Annotated in this window: 16 protein-coding genes; all 16 read left to right on the plus strand. The window is 42.9% G+C overall.

Translation table 11 applies throughout. From position 1 onward, the window contains the following. Positions 1–5: 5 nt before the first annotated feature. The 16 genes from recD2 (at position 6) to JV16_RS03125 (ending at position 15,758) form a co-directional block, all read left to right on the plus strand. Positions 6–2,360: an SF1B family DNA helicase RecD2 gene (gene recD2, locus JV16_RS03055; protein ID WP_021093918.1), complete on the plus strand. Its 2,355-nt coding sequence runs from the start codon at positions 6–8 to the stop codon at positions 2,358–2,360. A gap of 101 nt (positions 2,361–2,461) precedes the next feature. Further along, positions 2,462–2,653, plus strand: a complete 192-nt coding sequence (locus JV16_RS03060; RefSeq protein ID WP_021093919.1) for a hypothetical protein — start codon at positions 2,462–2,464, stop codon at positions 2,651–2,653. Positions 2,654–2,663: 10 nt separating this feature from the next. After that, positions 2,664–2,804, plus strand: coding sequence for a YrzQ family protein (locus tag JV16_RS15085; protein ID WP_080730253.1), 141 nt, complete (start codon positions 2,664–2,666; stop codon positions 2,802–2,804). An 88-nt stretch (positions 2,805–2,892) separates the two neighbouring features. Further along, on the plus strand, positions 2,893–3,957 hold the full coding sequence (locus JV16_RS03065; RefSeq protein ID WP_084220257.1) for an AI-2E family transporter: 1,065 nt from the start codon (positions 2,893–2,895) through the stop codon (positions 3,955–3,957). 307 nt (positions 3,958–4,264) lie between these two features. Beyond that, positions 4,265–6,898 (plus strand): alanine--tRNA ligase, encoded by a 2,634-nt coding sequence (alaS, locus tag JV16_RS03070; protein ID WP_021093922.1) that lies wholly within the window; start codon positions 4,265–4,267, stop codon positions 6,896–6,898. A gap of 81 nt (positions 6,899–6,979) precedes the next feature. Continuing rightward, positions 6,980–7,246, plus strand: a complete 267-nt coding sequence (locus JV16_RS03075) for an IreB family regulatory phosphoprotein (protein WP_026011524.1) — start codon at positions 6,980–6,982, stop codon at positions 7,244–7,246. 4 nt (positions 7,247–7,250) lie between these two features. Continuing rightward, entirely contained in the window at positions 7,251–7,673 is a 423-nt protein-coding gene (gene ruvX / locus JV16_RS03080) for a Holliday junction resolvase RuvX (RefSeq protein WP_021093924.1), read from the plus strand. A gap of 5 nt (positions 7,674–7,678) precedes the next feature. Next, positions 7,679–8,023 carry a DUF1292 domain-containing protein gene (locus JV16_RS03085; RefSeq protein ID WP_042534194.1) on the plus strand — a complete coding sequence of 115 codons (345 nt, stop codon included), beginning with the start codon at positions 7,679–7,681 and terminating at the stop codon, positions 8,021–8,023. An 89-nt stretch (positions 8,024–8,112) separates the two neighbouring features. Further along, on the plus strand, positions 8,113–9,195 hold the full coding sequence (gene mltG / locus JV16_RS03090) for an endolytic transglycosylase MltG (RefSeq protein WP_021093926.1): 1,083 nt from the start codon (positions 8,113–8,115) through the stop codon (positions 9,193–9,195). A 109-nt stretch (positions 9,196–9,304) separates the two neighbouring features. Beyond that, on the plus strand, positions 9,305–9,952 hold the full coding sequence (locus JV16_RS03095) for an O-methyltransferase (protein ID WP_021093927.1): 648 nt from the start codon (positions 9,305–9,307) through the stop codon (positions 9,950–9,952). Between the two features lies 1 nt (position 9,953). Next, positions 9,954–10,883 carry a peptidase U32 family protein gene (locus JV16_RS03100; protein WP_021093928.1) on the plus strand — a complete coding sequence of 310 codons (930 nt, stop codon included), beginning with the start codon at positions 9,954–9,956 and terminating at the stop codon, positions 10,881–10,883. A 19-nt stretch (positions 10,884–10,902) separates the two neighbouring features. Next, on the plus strand, positions 10,903–12,156 hold the full coding sequence (locus tag JV16_RS03105) for a peptidase U32 family protein (protein ID WP_021093929.1): 1,254 nt from the start codon (positions 10,903–10,905) through the stop codon (positions 12,154–12,156). A 1-nt stretch (position 12,157) separates the two neighbouring features. Then, positions 12,158–12,793: a uridine kinase gene (udk, locus tag JV16_RS03110; RefSeq protein WP_006320548.1), complete on the plus strand. Its 636-nt coding sequence runs from the start codon at positions 12,158–12,160 to the stop codon at positions 12,791–12,793. A 93-nt stretch (positions 12,794–12,886) separates the two neighbouring features. After that, positions 12,887–13,363 (plus strand): transcription elongation factor GreA, encoded by a 477-nt coding sequence (gene greA, locus JV16_RS03115; RefSeq protein WP_009361671.1) that lies wholly within the window; start codon positions 12,887–12,889, stop codon positions 13,361–13,363. Positions 13,364–13,410: 47 nt separating this feature from the next. Next, positions 13,411–15,159: a peptidoglycan D,D-transpeptidase FtsI family protein gene (locus JV16_RS03120; protein ID WP_021093930.1), complete on the plus strand. Its 1,749-nt coding sequence runs from the start codon at positions 13,411–13,413 to the stop codon at positions 15,157–15,159. Then, entirely contained in the window at positions 15,156–15,758 is a 603-nt protein-coding gene (locus tag JV16_RS03125) for a YrrS family protein (RefSeq protein WP_021093931.1), read from the plus strand. Before JV16_RS03120 ends, JV16_RS03125 begins: the two co-directional genes overlap by 4 nt. The last annotated feature ends 4 nt before the right edge of the window (positions 15,759–15,762 follow it).

The following is a 15,762-nucleotide window of genomic DNA, read 5'->3' on the forward strand; positions in this document are numbered from 1 at the left end:
GGGAGATGGAGTTGCAACAACAGCTAGATCTAGACGGACGATCGTTTATTAAAGGCGTCCATATTGGCACGATTTTTCATAACGAAGACAATTTATATTCTGTCATTCGTGTACGCGTGGAAGAGACAAATGAAGCGCATATAGAAAAAGACGTTGTTGTAACAGGCTATTTCCCTTTGCTCGGAGAGTATGACACATATACGTTTTTCGGCTCATTTAAAGAACATCCACGCTTTGGGAAACAATATGTTGTCGAGCATTTTCGGAAAGAGTTTCCTGAAACAAAAAAAGGAGTCATTCAATATTTATCAGGTGGCATGTTTAAAGGAATCGGGAAAAAAACAGCAGCCGCCATCGTAGAAACTTTAGGCGAGAGAGCCATTTCTAAAATATTAGAAGACCCCGATGTGCTCGCGAACGTACCGAAACTGACAAAAGCAAAAGCGAAGCAACTATATGAAACGTTGCGCGAACATGAAGGATTAGAACAAATTATGATCGCCTTGTCACAATTCGGATTCGGTCCGCAGTTGTCGATGAAAATTTATCAAGTGTACAAAGATGAAACGTTACAAATCATTCGCACGAATCCGTATCAACTTGTAGAAGACGTTGAAGGGATCGGATTCGGCCGCGCAGACGATCTCGGCTTGCAACTTGGCATTTCGGGCAATCATCCTGATCGCATTCGCGCAGGTTGTTTATACGTCATTGAACAACATTGCATGCAAGAAGGGCACGTCTACATGACGTATGAACAACTGCTTACGGAAGTGAAACAACTATTAGAGGCGAAACGTCAAGAGCTTGTCGATGTCGGTTGTATTTCCCGCGAAATCGTTCATTTATCTGAAGAAGGAAAGTTAATCGCCGAAGAAGATCGCTTTTATATCCCTTCGCTATATTTTGCCGAAAAAGGTATTGTGTCAAACATAAAGCGACTGCTTAAACAAACGGACACGTTGACATGTTCTGAAGCCGAATTTTTACTTGCGCTCGGGGAATGGGAAGAAGAGGCAAACATTCAATACTCGCAGAAGCAAAAAGAAGCGATTCAACAAGCGCTTTGTTCCCCTTTATTTATTTTAACGGGCGGACCGGGCACAGGAAAAACGACGGTTATTAACGGCATCGTTCATTTGTTTGCGAAATTGCATGGGCTATCGCTTGATCCGACGAGTTATGATACGGAAGAGCCATTTCCTATTTTGCTTGCTGCTCCAACAGGACGTGCAGCGAAGCGAATGACGGAATCGACAGGCTTGCCTGCGATGACGATTCACCGTTTGCTCGGTTGGAGTGGTGATGGATTTCAGCGCGGAGAAGATGAGCCGATTTGCGGAAAGCTGTTAATCGTTGATGAAATGTCGATGGTTGATACGTGGTTAGCCAATCAGTTGTTAAAGTCTGTCCCAGCTACGATGCAAGTCATTTTTGTTGGCGACGAAGATCAATTGCCTTCTGTCGGTCCGGGACAAGTATTAAAAGATTTGCTTCGCGCAAACGTCATTCCGACCGTTCGGCTAACAGACATTTATCGGCAAGCGGAAGGTTCATCGATTATTTCGCTTGCCCATGCAATTAAAGATGGAAACATTCCTCACGATTTGACGGTTCCACAAAAAGATCGTTCGTTTATTCGTTGTACGAGCGGACAAGTCGTTGACGTCGTAAAAAAAGTGGCGGAAAATGCGAAGCAAAAAGGATATCGCGCAAAAGATGTGCAAGTGCTTGCGCCGATGTATCGCGGTCACGCAGGAATTGATCGGCTTAACGAGACGCTTCAACAACTATTTAATCCGAAATGCGACAGTAAACGTGAACTCGTTTTTGGTGATGTCGTTTATCGCGTGGGTGATAAGGTGTTGCAACTCGTCAATCAGCCAGATGAAAACGTATTTAACGGCGACATTGGTGAGATCGTTGCCATTTTTTACGCAAACGAAAATGTAGAAAAACAAGACCTTGTCGTCGTTTCATTTGATGGGAATGAAGTGACATACCCAAAACAAGAATTGCATCAAATTACGCACGCATATTGTTGTTCGATTCATAAATCACAAGGAAGTGAATTTCCGATCGTCATTTTACCTGTTGTAAAAAGCTACTATCGTATGCTTCGGCGGAATTTACTATACACAGCCATTACGCGCAGTAAGCAATATTTAATTTTATGCGGTGAAGAAGAAGCGTTCCAACTCGGGGTGATGCGAACAGAAGACGGAACGAGACAGACGACATTATACGAAAAATTAATTGCTACTATTTCACCAGAACAACAACTACTTCCGATGGAAGATGCAAACATCGGAATGGAAGGTGTTACCCCGTATGACTTTATGGAAAATGACACAACATAATGACGGACACACATCTTGGCACGCTCCTTCTTTCCGGGACGTATGTTTGCGTAAAAAAATGACAAAGATAGAAGAAAAAATAAAAAGGAGCGTGTCCTTTTATGTTAAAGTGTCCGAATTGTCAAAGTAAAGATTTAGGGAAAATCGGTGTTAATCAGTATTATTGTTGGAACTGCTTTATTGAGCTAACCGTTCAAAAAGGAATGATTTATACGCACCAAGTTGAAGAAGACGGAACGCTCAGCTCGCTCGATGATTTGTTTAGTGAACAAGAACGAACTTTGTTTTCGTAATGAAAGGAGAATGACGATGAATCGAACAATCGCTTCTTTAATTGCGATCGGTGCAGGAGTAGCCGCGTATCAATTAGCGCAACGAAACGGTGGCATGAACATGCGCAACATGCGAAAAGTCGGCAAACAAATGTTACGTCCATTTATGTAACGAAAAACCGGCAATCTCATCTGAGGTTGCCGGTTTTTGTATAACATCCTTCTTTTGACCTCACACTATGAAAAGAGGAGGGATCATCTTGGAACATTCACATCTTCATTTTTTCGTTCGTTTAACGAAATTGTTAGTTGTTTTAGTTTGTTTATATTTTATCGTAAAGCTGAAGTCTGTATGGCTTCCGTTTTTGCACTTATTTATAAAAATTTCGACCCCTTTTTTTATCGCTGCATTTATTACATACTTGCTGCATCCTGTCGTTGAATACGTTCATCAACGTGGCATGCCGAGGGCGTTCGCTATTCTTTTGATTTACGCCATATTTTTCGGCGGAATCGGTTTTGCTGTTTATAAAGGGACACCGTTATTTATCGCTCAGTTGGAAGACTTAAATAAAAGTTTGCCGATGTTTGTTCGTACGTATGAACAATGGACGAACGTCATTCATGAACAAACGGCAACGTGGCCTTATGATGTTCATCAACGAATTGAAGCCATGATAGCGGAAGCCGAGTCATTTATTAGCGAGGCGGTTACAGGGACGATTATTGGCTTGAAACAGTTGATTAATCGGGTTATCGTTCTTTTTATTATCCCGTTTATCGCTTTCTACATGTTAAAAGATGTGGAGCTCATGAAAAAAGCCGCGTGGGATTTAACACCGAAAAAATGGCGAAATGAAGGTGTTCAATTTTTGCGTGATGTCGATCGGGCGCTCGGTGGCTATATTCGTGGACAATTGTTCGTTTGCTTATTGATCGGAACAGCCGCCGCACTTGCGTTTTGGCTCATCGGCATGAAATATCCGCTGTTGCTCGGCATCATCGTCGGCGCAACAAATGTTATTCCTTATTTCGGGCCGATTATTGGCGCGATTCCAGCCGCCATTATCGCCGCTACCGTTTCAGTAAATATGTTGTTTTTGACCGTTGGCATCGTCTTTTTATTGCAATTTATTGAAGGGAACATTTTATCCCCTTTGATCGTAGGGAAAAGTTTACATTTACATCCGCTCATCATTATGTTTTCGTTATTTGTCGGTGGGGAAATAGGTGGAGTGCTCGGTTTAATTGTCGCGGTTCCAATTGTTGCGATCGTAAAGGAGACATTTATGCACATTCGTGCGTTGAAAACAACGGTGCATTGACAAAAAAAAGGGGCTTGTCTATAATTTTCACAAGAGTAATACATAAAAAACGATGAAGGATCGAGTATGTTACAGTCCATCTTAAAGCGCTTTCGGCGCACAGAGAGGAATTTCCGCGGCTGAAAGAAATTCCAGATGAAGGGTAACAGAACGCTAATCCGGAGTGCAGGCAAACCCTGCCGACGAAGCCACGTTACGGCGGTTGAGGTGATGGACGTTTTGTCCATAAACAGGGTGGTACCGCGAGCAAGCTCTCGTCCCTGAGCAGGGATGGGAGTTTTTTATATTTTTAAGGGAGGAAGGAAACGTGAAAAAGCTAACATCTGCTCAAGTACGTCAAATGTTTTTAGACTTTTTTAAAGAAAAAGGTCACGCCGTTGAGCCGAGCGCATCGCTTATTCCAATTGACGACCCGTCATTGTTATGGATTAACAGCGGTGTTGCAACGTTAAAAAAATATTTTGATGGCCGTGTCATTCCGGACAATCCGCGCATTTGTAACGCGCAAAAGTCGATTCGTACAAACGATATTGAAAACGTCGGAAAAACGGCGCGCCATCATACGTTTTTTGAAATGCTCGGAAACTTTTCAATCGGTGATTATTTTAAACGAGAAGCCATTCACTGGGCATGGGAGTTTTTAACGAGCGAAAAATGGATCGGCTTTGACCCGAACCGTCTTTCTGTGACGATTCACCCAGAAGATGAAGAAGCGTTTGACATTTGGCATAACGAAATTGGTTTGCCAGAAGAACGAATTATTCGTTTAGAAGGAAACTTCTGGGATATCGGGGAAGGTCCGAGCGGCCCAAATACAGAAATTTTCTACGATCGCGGGGAACAATTTGGTAACGATCCGAACGATCCCGAATTATATCCTGGCGGAGAAAACGAACGTTATTTAGAAGTATGGAACCTTGTCTTTTCTCAATTTAACCATAACCCTGACGGCACGTATACGCCGCTTCCGAAGAAAAACATTGATACAGGGATGGGATTAGAGCGGATGTGCTCGATTTTACAAGACGTGCCAACAAACTTTGATACCGACTTATTTATGCCGATCATTCGAGCGACGGAACAAATTTCAGGTGAAACATATCGCACCGATGCAGAAAAAGATGTCGCATTTAAAGTTATTGCCGACCATATTCGTACGGTCACGTTTGCCATTGGCGACGGAGCGCTTCCATCAAACGAAGGACGCGGCTACGTCTTACGTCGCTTATTGCGCCGTGCGGTTCGCTATGCAAAACAATTAAACATTCAACGTCCATTTATGTATGAGCTCGTTCCGGTTGTCGGCGAAATTATGGTCGACTATTATCCGGAAGTGAAAGAAAAAGCACAATTTATTCAAAAAGTAATTAAAAACGAAGAAGAGCGCTTCCATGAAACATTAAATGAAGGTCTTGCGATTTTAGCGAGCGTCATTGAAAAAGAAAAACAACGTGGTAGTGACATGATTAGCGGTGAAGATGTATTCCGTTTGTACGATACATACGGCTTCCCGGTTGAATTAACGGAAGAGTATGCGGCGGAAGAAGGAATGAAAGTGGATCACGACGGTTTTGAACGTGAAATGGAGCGACAACGTGAGCGAGCACGTGCTGCGCGTCAAGATGTTGATTCGATGCAAGTTCAAGGCGGCGTATTAGGTGACATTAAAGTGGAAAGCACGTTTGTCGGCTACGAACAACTTTCTGTTTCCTCTGTCGTGGAAGTGATCGTCAAAGACGGTCAACTTGTCAATGAAGTACGCGCAGGGGAAGAAGCACAAGTCATTTTACGTGAAACGCCGTTTTATGCAGAAAGCGGTGGACAAATTGCCGACCGTGGCTGGATCGAAGGAGAAACAGGAAAAGCGTACGTCAAAGACGTACAAAAAGCGCCAAACGGTCAACATTTACATCATATCGTTGTCGAACACGGTGTCATTCAAACAAACGGCACATATACAGCACATGTCGATGAAGCAGCGCGCGTCGATATCGTGAAAAACCATACAGCGACGCATTTGTTACATCAAGCGTTAAAAGATGTGCTTGGCGTGCATGTAAACCAAGCAGGCTCGCTTGTTGCGCCTGATCGTTTACGCTTTGACTTCACTCATTTCGGTCAAGTGAAACAAGAAGAACTTGAACAAATTGAGGCGATCGTCAACGAACAAATTTGGAGAAATCTTCCTGTAAACATCGACTATAAGCCGCTTGATGAAGCGAAAGCGATGGGAGCGATGGCGCTGTTTGGCGAAAAGTATGGTGACATCGTGCGCGTTGTGCAAGTAGGCGACTATAGCTTAGAGCTTTGTGGTGGTTGCCATGTCACAAATACGGCGGAAATCGGCTTGTTTAAAATCGTTTCTGAATCAGGTATTGGCGCAGGCACACGCCGCATTGAAGCGGTCACAGGAAAAGCAGCGTATCGTTTAATGAACGATCAAATTGCATTGTTAAAAGAAGTAGCGGAAAAATTAAAAACGAACCCGAAAGATGTGCTCACGCGCATCGATACGCTTATGAATGACATGCGTGAATTGCAACGTGAAAACGAATCGCTTGCTGCCCGTTTAAGCCATATGGAAGCAGAAAACTTAGTCAACCAAACGAAAGAAATCAACGGCGTTCAACTTGTTGTAAGCAAAGTAAATAACGCTGATATGAACAGCTTACGTGCAATGGTCGACGATTTAAAACAAAAATTAGGATCAGCAATCATTGTGCTTGCTTCTGTACAACAAAATAAAGTAAACTTAATTGTCGGTGTCACAAACGACTTAATCGACCGCGGTTATCACGCTGGAAAACTCATTAAAGAAGTGGCGACGCGTTGCGGCGGTGGCGGTGGCGGCCGAGCAGATATGGCACAAGCAGGCGGAAAAGATGCGAATAAAGTAGACGAAGCATTGAAATTTGTCGAGCAGTGGGTAAAATCTGTTTAATAAACGGTGGAAATCGTGTACAATGGATGTAAGGATGGATATGCCAGATTTCTCGGAACGTGAGAGTGGGGTGCAAAAACGATGAGTTCGTTTGATAATACAATGCAATTTAACTTCTCGGAAGAGCCGATGAACGTCGATGTTCGAGAAGTATTGCTTACTGTATACGACGCGTTGCAAGAAAAAGGATATAACCCGATTAACCAAATTGTCGGCTACTTATTGTCTGGTGATCCAGCTTACATCCCTCGCCATAAAGATGCCAGAAACTTAATTCGAAAAGTTGATCGTGACGAATTAATTGAAGAATTAGTGAAATTCTATTTACGAACACATCGCGAGGAATAGCCATATGCGTATTTTAGGATTAGACGTTGGAACGAAAACGCTCGGCGTTGCTGTAAGCGACGAATTAGGATGGACGGCTCAAGGCATCGAGACGATTCGTATCGATGAAGAACATGGCGAATATGGTTTTGACCGTTTGCGGCAACTGATCGAGCAATATGCGGTCGAAGAAATCGTCGTCGGGTTTCCGAAAAACATGAACGGCACGATCGGACCGCGCGGTGAAGCGACAAAACGCTTTGCAGAACAAGTGAAACAAACGTTTTCACTTCCTGTCGTCTTGTGGGACGAAAGGTTGTCTACCATGGCGGCAGAGCGCATGTTGATCGCTGCGGACGTCAGTCGAAAAAAGCGAAAGAAAGTGATCGACAAAATGGCCGCAGTGATGATTTTACAATCGTATTTGGACCATAAACAATTGAGGTGAACATGATGGAACACGGTGAAAAACACATTACAGTCGTTGATGACAACGGCAACGAGCAACTTTGTGAAGTATTATTTACGTTTGAATCTGAGGAATTTGGAAAATCTTATGTTTTGTACTACCCAATTGGTGCAGAAGAAGATGACAACGAAGAAATCGAAATTCACGCATCTTCCTTTATCCCAGGAGAAGATGGGCAAGCCGGAGAATTGCAGCCGATCGAAACAGAAGAAGAATGGGAAATGATCGAAGAAATGTTAAACACATTCCTCGGTGAAGAGGAAGAAGACGAGGAAGAAGAGGAAGAAGGCTCATTCCTCAGTGAAGAACAGAGAAGAGGAAGAAGATAAAAAAGGGGCTGACTGTGCGTCAGCTTCTTTTTTATTTATGTCATGTCGTGGTTTGTAGTATAATGTCAGAAGTGAGGGGAGGATAGCTTATGTTACAAGAACACGAAGCGAAAACGGTGCGAAAAATTGTTTTATATATTACTGCACCTTTGTTATTGTTCATGGTTGCTGCATGCATTGGTTTATTTGTATACATTCGTTCCGCTTTGCAACCGGTTGATCCGAACGACAAAACACCGATTCAAGTGGAAATTCCGATCGGTTCATCGGTGTATACAATCGCAAATATATTAGAAAAAAACGGTGTCGTAAAAGATGCAACGATTTTTCGCTATTACGTAAAATTTAAAAACCATGCGGACTTTCAAGCTGGCAATTATACGTTTACAAAAGCAATGACATTTGAACAAATTGTAAAACAGCTAAAAACAGGAAAAATCGTCAAAGAAGCGAAATTAAAAATAACGATTCCAGAAGGAAAACAGTTGACGCAAATTGCGACGATTATGTCACAAAAGACGGGCTATTCTACAGAAGACATTATGGCGAAATTAACAAATCGCACGTACATTGAAGAGTTAATGAAAAAATATCCTTCTGTTTTAACAGCGGATATTTTAAATAAAAACATTCGTTATGCGTTGGAAGGATATTTATTCCCAGCAACCTATTCATTTACGGAAGAAAAACCGCCACTTGAAGAAATGATTGAAACGATGATCGCCAAAACGGAAGAAATATTGGCAAAATATACGGAAGATATGGAAGCGCGCGGCATGACAGTTCATCAATTGTTAACGATGGCGTCACTTATTGAAGAAGAAGCGACGGAAAAAGCGGATCGCGAAAAAATTGCTAGTGTGTTTTACAATCGATTGGAAAAAGGAATGCCGCTTCAAACGGACCCAACGGTTTTATATGCGCTCGGAAAGCATAAACAACGTGTATATTACAAAGACTTGGAAGTAAACTCACCGTACAACACGTATATGCATAAAGGACTTCCACCAGGGCCAATTGCAAATGCGGGAGAAATGTCGATTCATGCGGCGCTTCATCCAGCCGAAACGGACTACTTTTACTTTTTAGCAACACCAGCAGGCGATGTCATTTTTACAAAAACGCTTGACGAACATAATCGTGAAAAAGCAAAATATATCGGAAAGCAATAAAACGTTCGCTTTTTATTTTGATTTATGGTAGTATATATAAAGTTATGGATCGTGATGAAACAAGAGTTCAATTCGTTTGAACTCTTGTTTTTGCGAGGAGGACAGTTCGTTGGTAAATGAGGAAATGATTCAATATGTAGAACGATTACTACCAAAAAAAGAAGAAGCGATCGTAGCGATGGAACGATATGCGCGTGAACATAACGTTCCGATTATGGATGCGCTTAGCATCGAAACGATGTTGCACATGTTAAAACTCGTGCAACCGATGCGTATTTTAGAAATTGGCACGGCCATTGGCTACTCTGCCATTCGGATGGCAAAAGCGTTGCCGCATGTACACATTGTCACGATCGAACGCGATGAAGAGCGCTATAAACAGGCGCTCGTTTATGTAGAGCAAACGAATACAAAAGAGCAAATAACGTTATTGTTTGGTGATGCGCTTGATATGGGCGACGAAGTGAAAAAGCATGCCCCTTTTGACGTATTATTTATTGACGCGGCAAAAGGACAATATCGCCGCTTTTTTGAGTTGTACGAGCCGCTACTAAGCGAGCGGGGAATCATTATAACAGATAACGTATTGTTTAAAGGGCTTGTCGCTACACATGAACCGATTGAACAAAAACGCATTCGCCAGCTGATTAAAAAAATTCAAGCATATAACGAATGGCTAATGGCGCATCCGCGCTATGAAACGGTCATCATTCCGATCGGGGATGGAATAGCGATATCGAGAAAAAGAGGTGAATAACATGAAAAAACCAGAATTGCTTGTTACACCAACGAGCGTTGCGCATATGGAACAACTTGCCCAAGCGGGAGCAAATGCTGTAATGATCGGTGAACAACGGTACGGCTTACGCTTAGCAGGCGAGTTTTCAAGGCAACATATCATCGATGCCATGCAAGTGGCACGAAAGTACGGGGTGCGCGTATATGTTGCGATGAACGCGCTTTTTCATAACGACAAAGTAGATGAACTAAGTGATTACGTTCGCTTTTTATCCGAACAACAAGTGGATGCCATCGTATTTGGCGATCCAGCGGTGTTAATGACCGTACGAGAAGTCGCACCGCATATGAAACTGCATTGGAACACAGAAACGACAGCGACAAACTGGTATGCGTGCAACTATTGGGGACGAAAAGGAGCGAAACGTGCCGTCTTAGCGCGAGAGTTAAATATGGAAGAAATTATTGATATTAAAAATCATGCAGAAGTGGAAATTGAAGTGCAAGTACACGGCATGACGTGCATGTTTCAGTCGAAGCGGTCCCTCATCGGCAACTATTTTGAATATCAAGGCAAGTTTATGGAAGTACAACAAATGAAATATGCGAAAGGGCTCTTTTTATACGATAAAGAGCGCGACAATAAATATCCGATTTTTGAAGATGAAAACGGTACGCATATTATGAGTCCAAATGACATTTGCATTATCGATGAACTTGAAGACATGATCGATGCGGGCATCGATAGCTTTAAAATTGACGGCGTGCTTCATGAGCCAGAGTATATTACAGAAGTGACGAAATTATATCGTCGTGCGATCGATTTGTGCGCAGAAAATCGCGAGCAATACGAGGAAGAAAAAGGCGAGTTGTTTGCGCGCATTGAAGCGATTCAACCAACACATCGTCCGTTAGATACCGGCTTTTTCTTTAAAGAAACTGTATATTAAACGAAAAGGAGGGAGACGTATGAGCATATCACAAATCATCAACGGCAAGCGCGTCATTGTAAAAAAACCTGAGTTGCTTGCGCCAGCCGGCAACTTAGAAAAGCTCAAAGTAGCTGTGCATTACGGAGCGGATGCTGTTTTTATCGGTGGACAAGAATACGGCCTTCGTTCAAATGCCGACAACTTTACGCTTGAAGAAATGGCAGAAGGTGTACAATTTGCAAAGCAATATGGAGCAAAAATTTACGTCACGACAAACATTTACGCTCATAATGAAAACATTCCAGGGTTAGAAGAATATTTGCGCGGCCTAGAGAGCGTTGGCGTGCACGGCATTATCGTTGCCGACCCGCTCATTATTGAAACAGCACGCCGCGTGGCACCGAAATTAGAAGTGCACTTAAGTACACAACAATCGCTCACGAACTGGAAAGCGGTGCAATTTTGGAAAGAAGAAGGGCTAGAACGTGTTGTTTTAGCGCGGGAAACAAGCGCGGAAGAAATTCGTGAAATTAAAGAAAAAGTGGATATTGAAATTGAAACGTTTATTCACGGTGCGATGTGTATCGCCTATTCTGGTCGTTGCGTATTAAGCAACCATATGACTGCGCGCGATTCAAACCGCGGTGGTTGCTGTCAATCGTGCCGTTGGGATTACGATTTGTACAAGCTTGAAGGCGATGAAGCGGTGGCGTTGTTTGATGAACAAGACGACCCGTTTGCGATGAGCCCGAAAGATTTAAACTTAATTCAGTCCATTCCAAAAATGATTGAACTCGGCATCGATAGTTTAAAAATTGAAGGTCGCATGAAGTCGATTCACTACGTCGCTACTGTCGTTAGCGTCTATCGAAAAGTGATTGACGCCTACTGTGCTGATCCAGACAACTTTGTCATTCGTAAAGAGTGGTTAGATGAACTCGATAAATGTGCGAACCGTGATACAGCGCCAGCCTTTTTTGAAGGTGTTCCTGGCTATAAAGAGCAAATGTTTGGGGTGCATAGTAAAAAGACGACGTACGATTTCGTCGGTCTCGTGCTAGACTATGATAAAGACACAGGCATCGTGACGTTGCAACAACGCAACTTCTTTAAACCAGGCGATGAAGTAGAATTTTTCGGACCTGAAATTGAAAACTTTACACAAGTTATTGAAACGATTTGGGATGAAGAAGGAAACGAGCTTGACGCTGCTCGCCATCCGCTCCAAATCGTTCGTTTTAAAGTCGATCGAGAAGTTTTCCCATACAACATGATGAGAAAGGGGCACTAACATGAGGAAGAAACCGGTTGTGATCGGAGTCGCAGGCGGCTCTGGTTCGGGGAAAACGACCGTCACAAAAGCAATTTATGAACATTTTCAAGGACATTCTATCTTAATGCTTGAACAAGATTTTTATTATAAAGACCAAAGTCATTTACCGTTTGAAGAACGATTAAAAACAAACTACGATCATCCGCTCGCTTTTGACAATGATTTATTAATCGAGCATATTCATAAGCTTTTAAATTATGAACCGATCGATAAGCCTGTATACGACTACACGCTTCATACACGTTCAAACGAAGTCATTCGCGTCGAGCCGAAAGATGTCATTATTTTAGAAGGCATTCTTGTATTAGAAGATGAACGATTGCGCAACTTAATGGATATTAAAGTGTACGTCGATACAGATGCGGACATTCGTATTATTCGTCGCTTGTTGCGTGACATTAAAGAGCGTGGCCGCACGCTTGAATCGGTCATTGAACAATATGTAAACGTCGTGCGTCCGATGCACAATCAATTTATCGAGCCGACGAAACGGTATGCCGACATTATTATTCCAGAAGGTGGCCATAATCACGTAGCCATTGATTTAATGGTTACAAAAATTCAAACGATTCTTGAACAAAATTCTATTTTGTAATACCATAGCATAGATAATATGTAAACTTTTTGTCTTTTGTACGAACAGCTCGTTCGTACATTTTCCATACATAAATAAAAAGGAGTGAGTCACATGTCAATGGAAAAAGAATACCCAATGACGAAAGCTGGGAAGGAGAAACTCGAGCAAGAACTTGAATATTTAAAAACGGTGAAGCGAAAAGAAGTGGTAGAGCGCATTCAAATCGCGCGCAGTTTCGGTGATTTATCCGAAAACTCGGAGTACGATGCAGCAAAAGATGAGCAAGCGTTCGTTGAATCACGCATCCAAATGCTTGAAAATATGATTCGCAATGCGAAAATTATCGAAGAAGATTTAGAAAGCACAGACGTCGTATCGCTCGGAAGAACGGTGACATTTATCGAGCTTCCAGATGGGGAAGAAGAATCGTATACGATCGTCGGTAGTGCAGAAGCGGATCCGTTTGAAGGAAAAATTTCAAACGACTCCCCAATTGCTAAATCTCTTATCGGTCGTCGCGTTGGCGAAGAAGTGACGGTTCATACGCCTGGTGGCGATATGGTTGTAAAAATCGTCGCGGTAAAATAGGTTTTAAAATGTGACACCTCGTCGACAATGAAGACGAGGTGTTTTTTATGATAAAGAAACGAATCATCATTATCTTAACGATGATACAATTAGGAATACTTGCGCTCGCAGGGCGACTCGTTCAACTACAACTTGTTAGCACCGAGTCGTTTCATGGGGTGAATTTAATTGAAGCAAGCGTTGCACAGCGGACGGAACAGCTTGTGATTGATAACGGACGCGGCATGTTCGTCGCACGAAACGGCGAGCCGCTCACATATGAATACATTCCGACGCTCGTGTTATTTCCTTTTTTAAAAAAAATGGACTGGCCCATTGATCAAATCGCAACGATTGTTTCCATACGAAAAGAAACGATAAAACGGCAGCTTGAAACGGCGAAAGGTCCGATCATTTTGCACGATGGACAACAACCAATTCAACTGCAACCTTGGCAAATGGAACGGATTAATGATTTGTGCATCCCAGGTGTGATCGCCGTTCACAAACAGTACGAACTCAAACAAAAATATGCGCAACATGTCATCGGCTTACTTGGAGAAAACGAAAAGTTGCTAAAGGAGCGATATGGCGACCGCAAATTATCACAAAAAACAAAAATAGGCGTGTCTGGCTTACAAAGTTCGTTTGATGAATTTTTAATTCCTGATGGGGAAACGAAGTTATTGTATCACGTAGATGCTCGCGGTGAGCCGCTGTTTGGGATGGATGTGAAATATACGGAGCAGGCGAATCCGTTTTATCCGATTACGGTACAAACGACGATTGATCGCACCCTTCAACAGCGTGTTGAACAAATTGTAGCGCAACATGGCATGCAAAAAGGGGCTGTCGTTTTACTTGATGTCAAAACAAATGACGTCCTCGCTTTAGCGAGCGCTCCAGCCATCGATGAACGAGATCCGTACAAAGATGGAGCGATGGAAAATAAAGCGCTTCTTCCTCAAGTGCCGGGATCTGTTTTTAAAGTCGTCGTTGCAGCTGCTGCGCTTGAACATGGACTCATTCACGGACAGACGTTTAACTGTGATCAAAAAATTAACGGTGAGCCAGAAGAAAAAAAGAGAGGAATGCGCACGTTTGAAGATAGTTTTGCGATCAGTTGCAACAGGACGTTTGGAGAGCTAGGAAAACAATTGATTGCGATAGATAAAAATGTGTTTGAGACATATGCTCAAAAACTTGGATTGTTGCCGCGCGTTGGTTGGGAGGGAGATGTATATCACTTTCCATCGTTTCGCCCGCTTCATGAAGAGAAAAAAGGGAACATTTGGGGGGATGAACGGGATAAACATATTCCGCTTGCTGTCGCGCAAACGTCCATTGGACAAAAAGATGTGCGCGTTTCACCGCTTGCGGTCGCGAATATGATGGCAACGATTGCTCGGGGCGGTGAAGCAAAACAAGTGCGCATCGTTCAAAAAATGATGTATAAAGACGGAACGACGTTTTTTGCATTTGATGAGAAGCGATTAACGATGGATTCATTGCGCAAAGAGACGGTAGACGAACTGCAACAACTGTTACAACTTGTTGTGACGCACCCAGAAGGGACGGGCCGTTCGTTTCAATCGTTGCCTTACGCTGTAGCAGGAAAATCAGGAACAGCGCAAACAGGAAAAAATGACGTAGTGAACAAATGGTTTGCAGGTTATTTTCCAGCTGACCGTCCAAAATATGCGCTCGTTGTGGTACAATTAGAAACAACGTCCTCTGCCGCCGTCACGAACAGTATATTTGCCGATATCGTTCATGCCACATACGAGTTGGAACAGAAAGGAAGGTACCAAGAGTGAGCAGCCGTTTTGCAAAACGTTCAAAACAAAGAAAAGTGAATCGTGTATTGAATACGTTCATTGCGATTGTGTTTGCGCTTATTTTATTTTTCGGATGGAAATGGTTGTTCGCTAACGACCGTTCCGTCAAGGAAACGAACGCTTCTCCGCAATTAGCACCAGTTGAAGTGGAAACAAATGAGCCGTCAAACGATGAGCCACCATCTGAAACGGAAACAGAAACAAATGAACAACAGCCGAACGACAACGTACAAGAAACGGTTGTTGAAGATCCAAATTCAAACGTCATTCGCGAAATTGTTAACCCGTCATGGCAGCCGATCGGTACAACCCAATCGGAGCCGCATGTGACACAATATGATAAAAACTCTGTTGATTGGAAAGAAATGCTCGATGCCATTAGTTATGCGACAGGCATTTCTTCTTCTGATCTGATCGTCTGGTTTATCGGGAATGGCGGCAGTCCGAACCACGCCGTTGCCACCGTCTCAAAAAAAGATAAAACAGAACATTATAAAGTGTTTATCGAATGGGTGACCAATGAAGGCTGGAAGCCGACAAAAGTGCAACAACTAAAAGAAATAGAGCGCCGTCCGTGACGCT

The organism is Anoxybacillus ayderensis (genome assembly GCF_000833605.1).
GTDB lineage: Bacteria > Bacillota > Bacilli > Bacillales > Anoxybacillaceae > Anoxybacillus > Anoxybacillus ayderensis.

Bases quoted from the DNA above. Each gene is read 5' to 3' on its own strand.
- recD2 (WP_021093918.1), top strand. From the start codon at position 6: ATGGAGTTGCAACAACAGCTAGATCTAGACGGACGATCGTTTATTAAA.
- JV16_RS03060 (WP_021093919.1), top strand. From the start codon at position 2,462: ATGTTAAAGTGTCCGAATTGTCAAAGTAAAGATTTAGGGAAAATCGGT.
- JV16_RS15085 (WP_080730253.1), top strand. From the start codon at position 2,664: ATGACGATGAATCGAACAATCGCTTCTTTAATTGCGATCGGTGCAGGA.
- JV16_RS03075 (WP_026011524.1), top strand. From the start codon at position 6,980: ATGAGTTCGTTTGATAATACAATGCAATTTAACTTCTCGGAAGAGCCG.
- ruvX (WP_021093924.1), top strand. From the start codon at position 7,251: ATGCGTATTTTAGGATTAGACGTTGGAACGAAAACGCTCGGCGTTGCT.
- JV16_RS03085 (WP_042534194.1), top strand. From the start codon at position 7,679: ATGGAACACGGTGAAAAACACATTACAGTCGTTGATGACAACGGCAAC.
- mltG (WP_021093926.1), top strand. From the start codon at position 8,113: ATGTTACAAGAACACGAAGCGAAAACGGTGCGAAAAATTGTTTTATAT.
- JV16_RS03100 (WP_021093928.1), top strand. From the start codon at position 9,954: ATGAAAAAACCAGAATTGCTTGTTACACCAACGAGCGTTGCGCATATG.
- JV16_RS03105 (WP_021093929.1), top strand. From the start codon at position 10,903: ATGAGCATATCACAAATCATCAACGGCAAGCGCGTCATTGTAAAAAAA.
- udk (WP_006320548.1), top strand. From the start codon at position 12,158: ATGAGGAAGAAACCGGTTGTGATCGGAGTCGCAGGCGGCTCTGGTTCG.
- greA (WP_009361671.1), top strand. From the start codon at position 12,887: ATGTCAATGGAAAAAGAATACCCAATGACGAAAGCTGGGAAGGAGAAA.
- JV16_RS03120 (WP_021093930.1), top strand. From the start codon at position 13,411: ATGATAAAGAAACGAATCATCATTATCTTAACGATGATACAATTAGGA.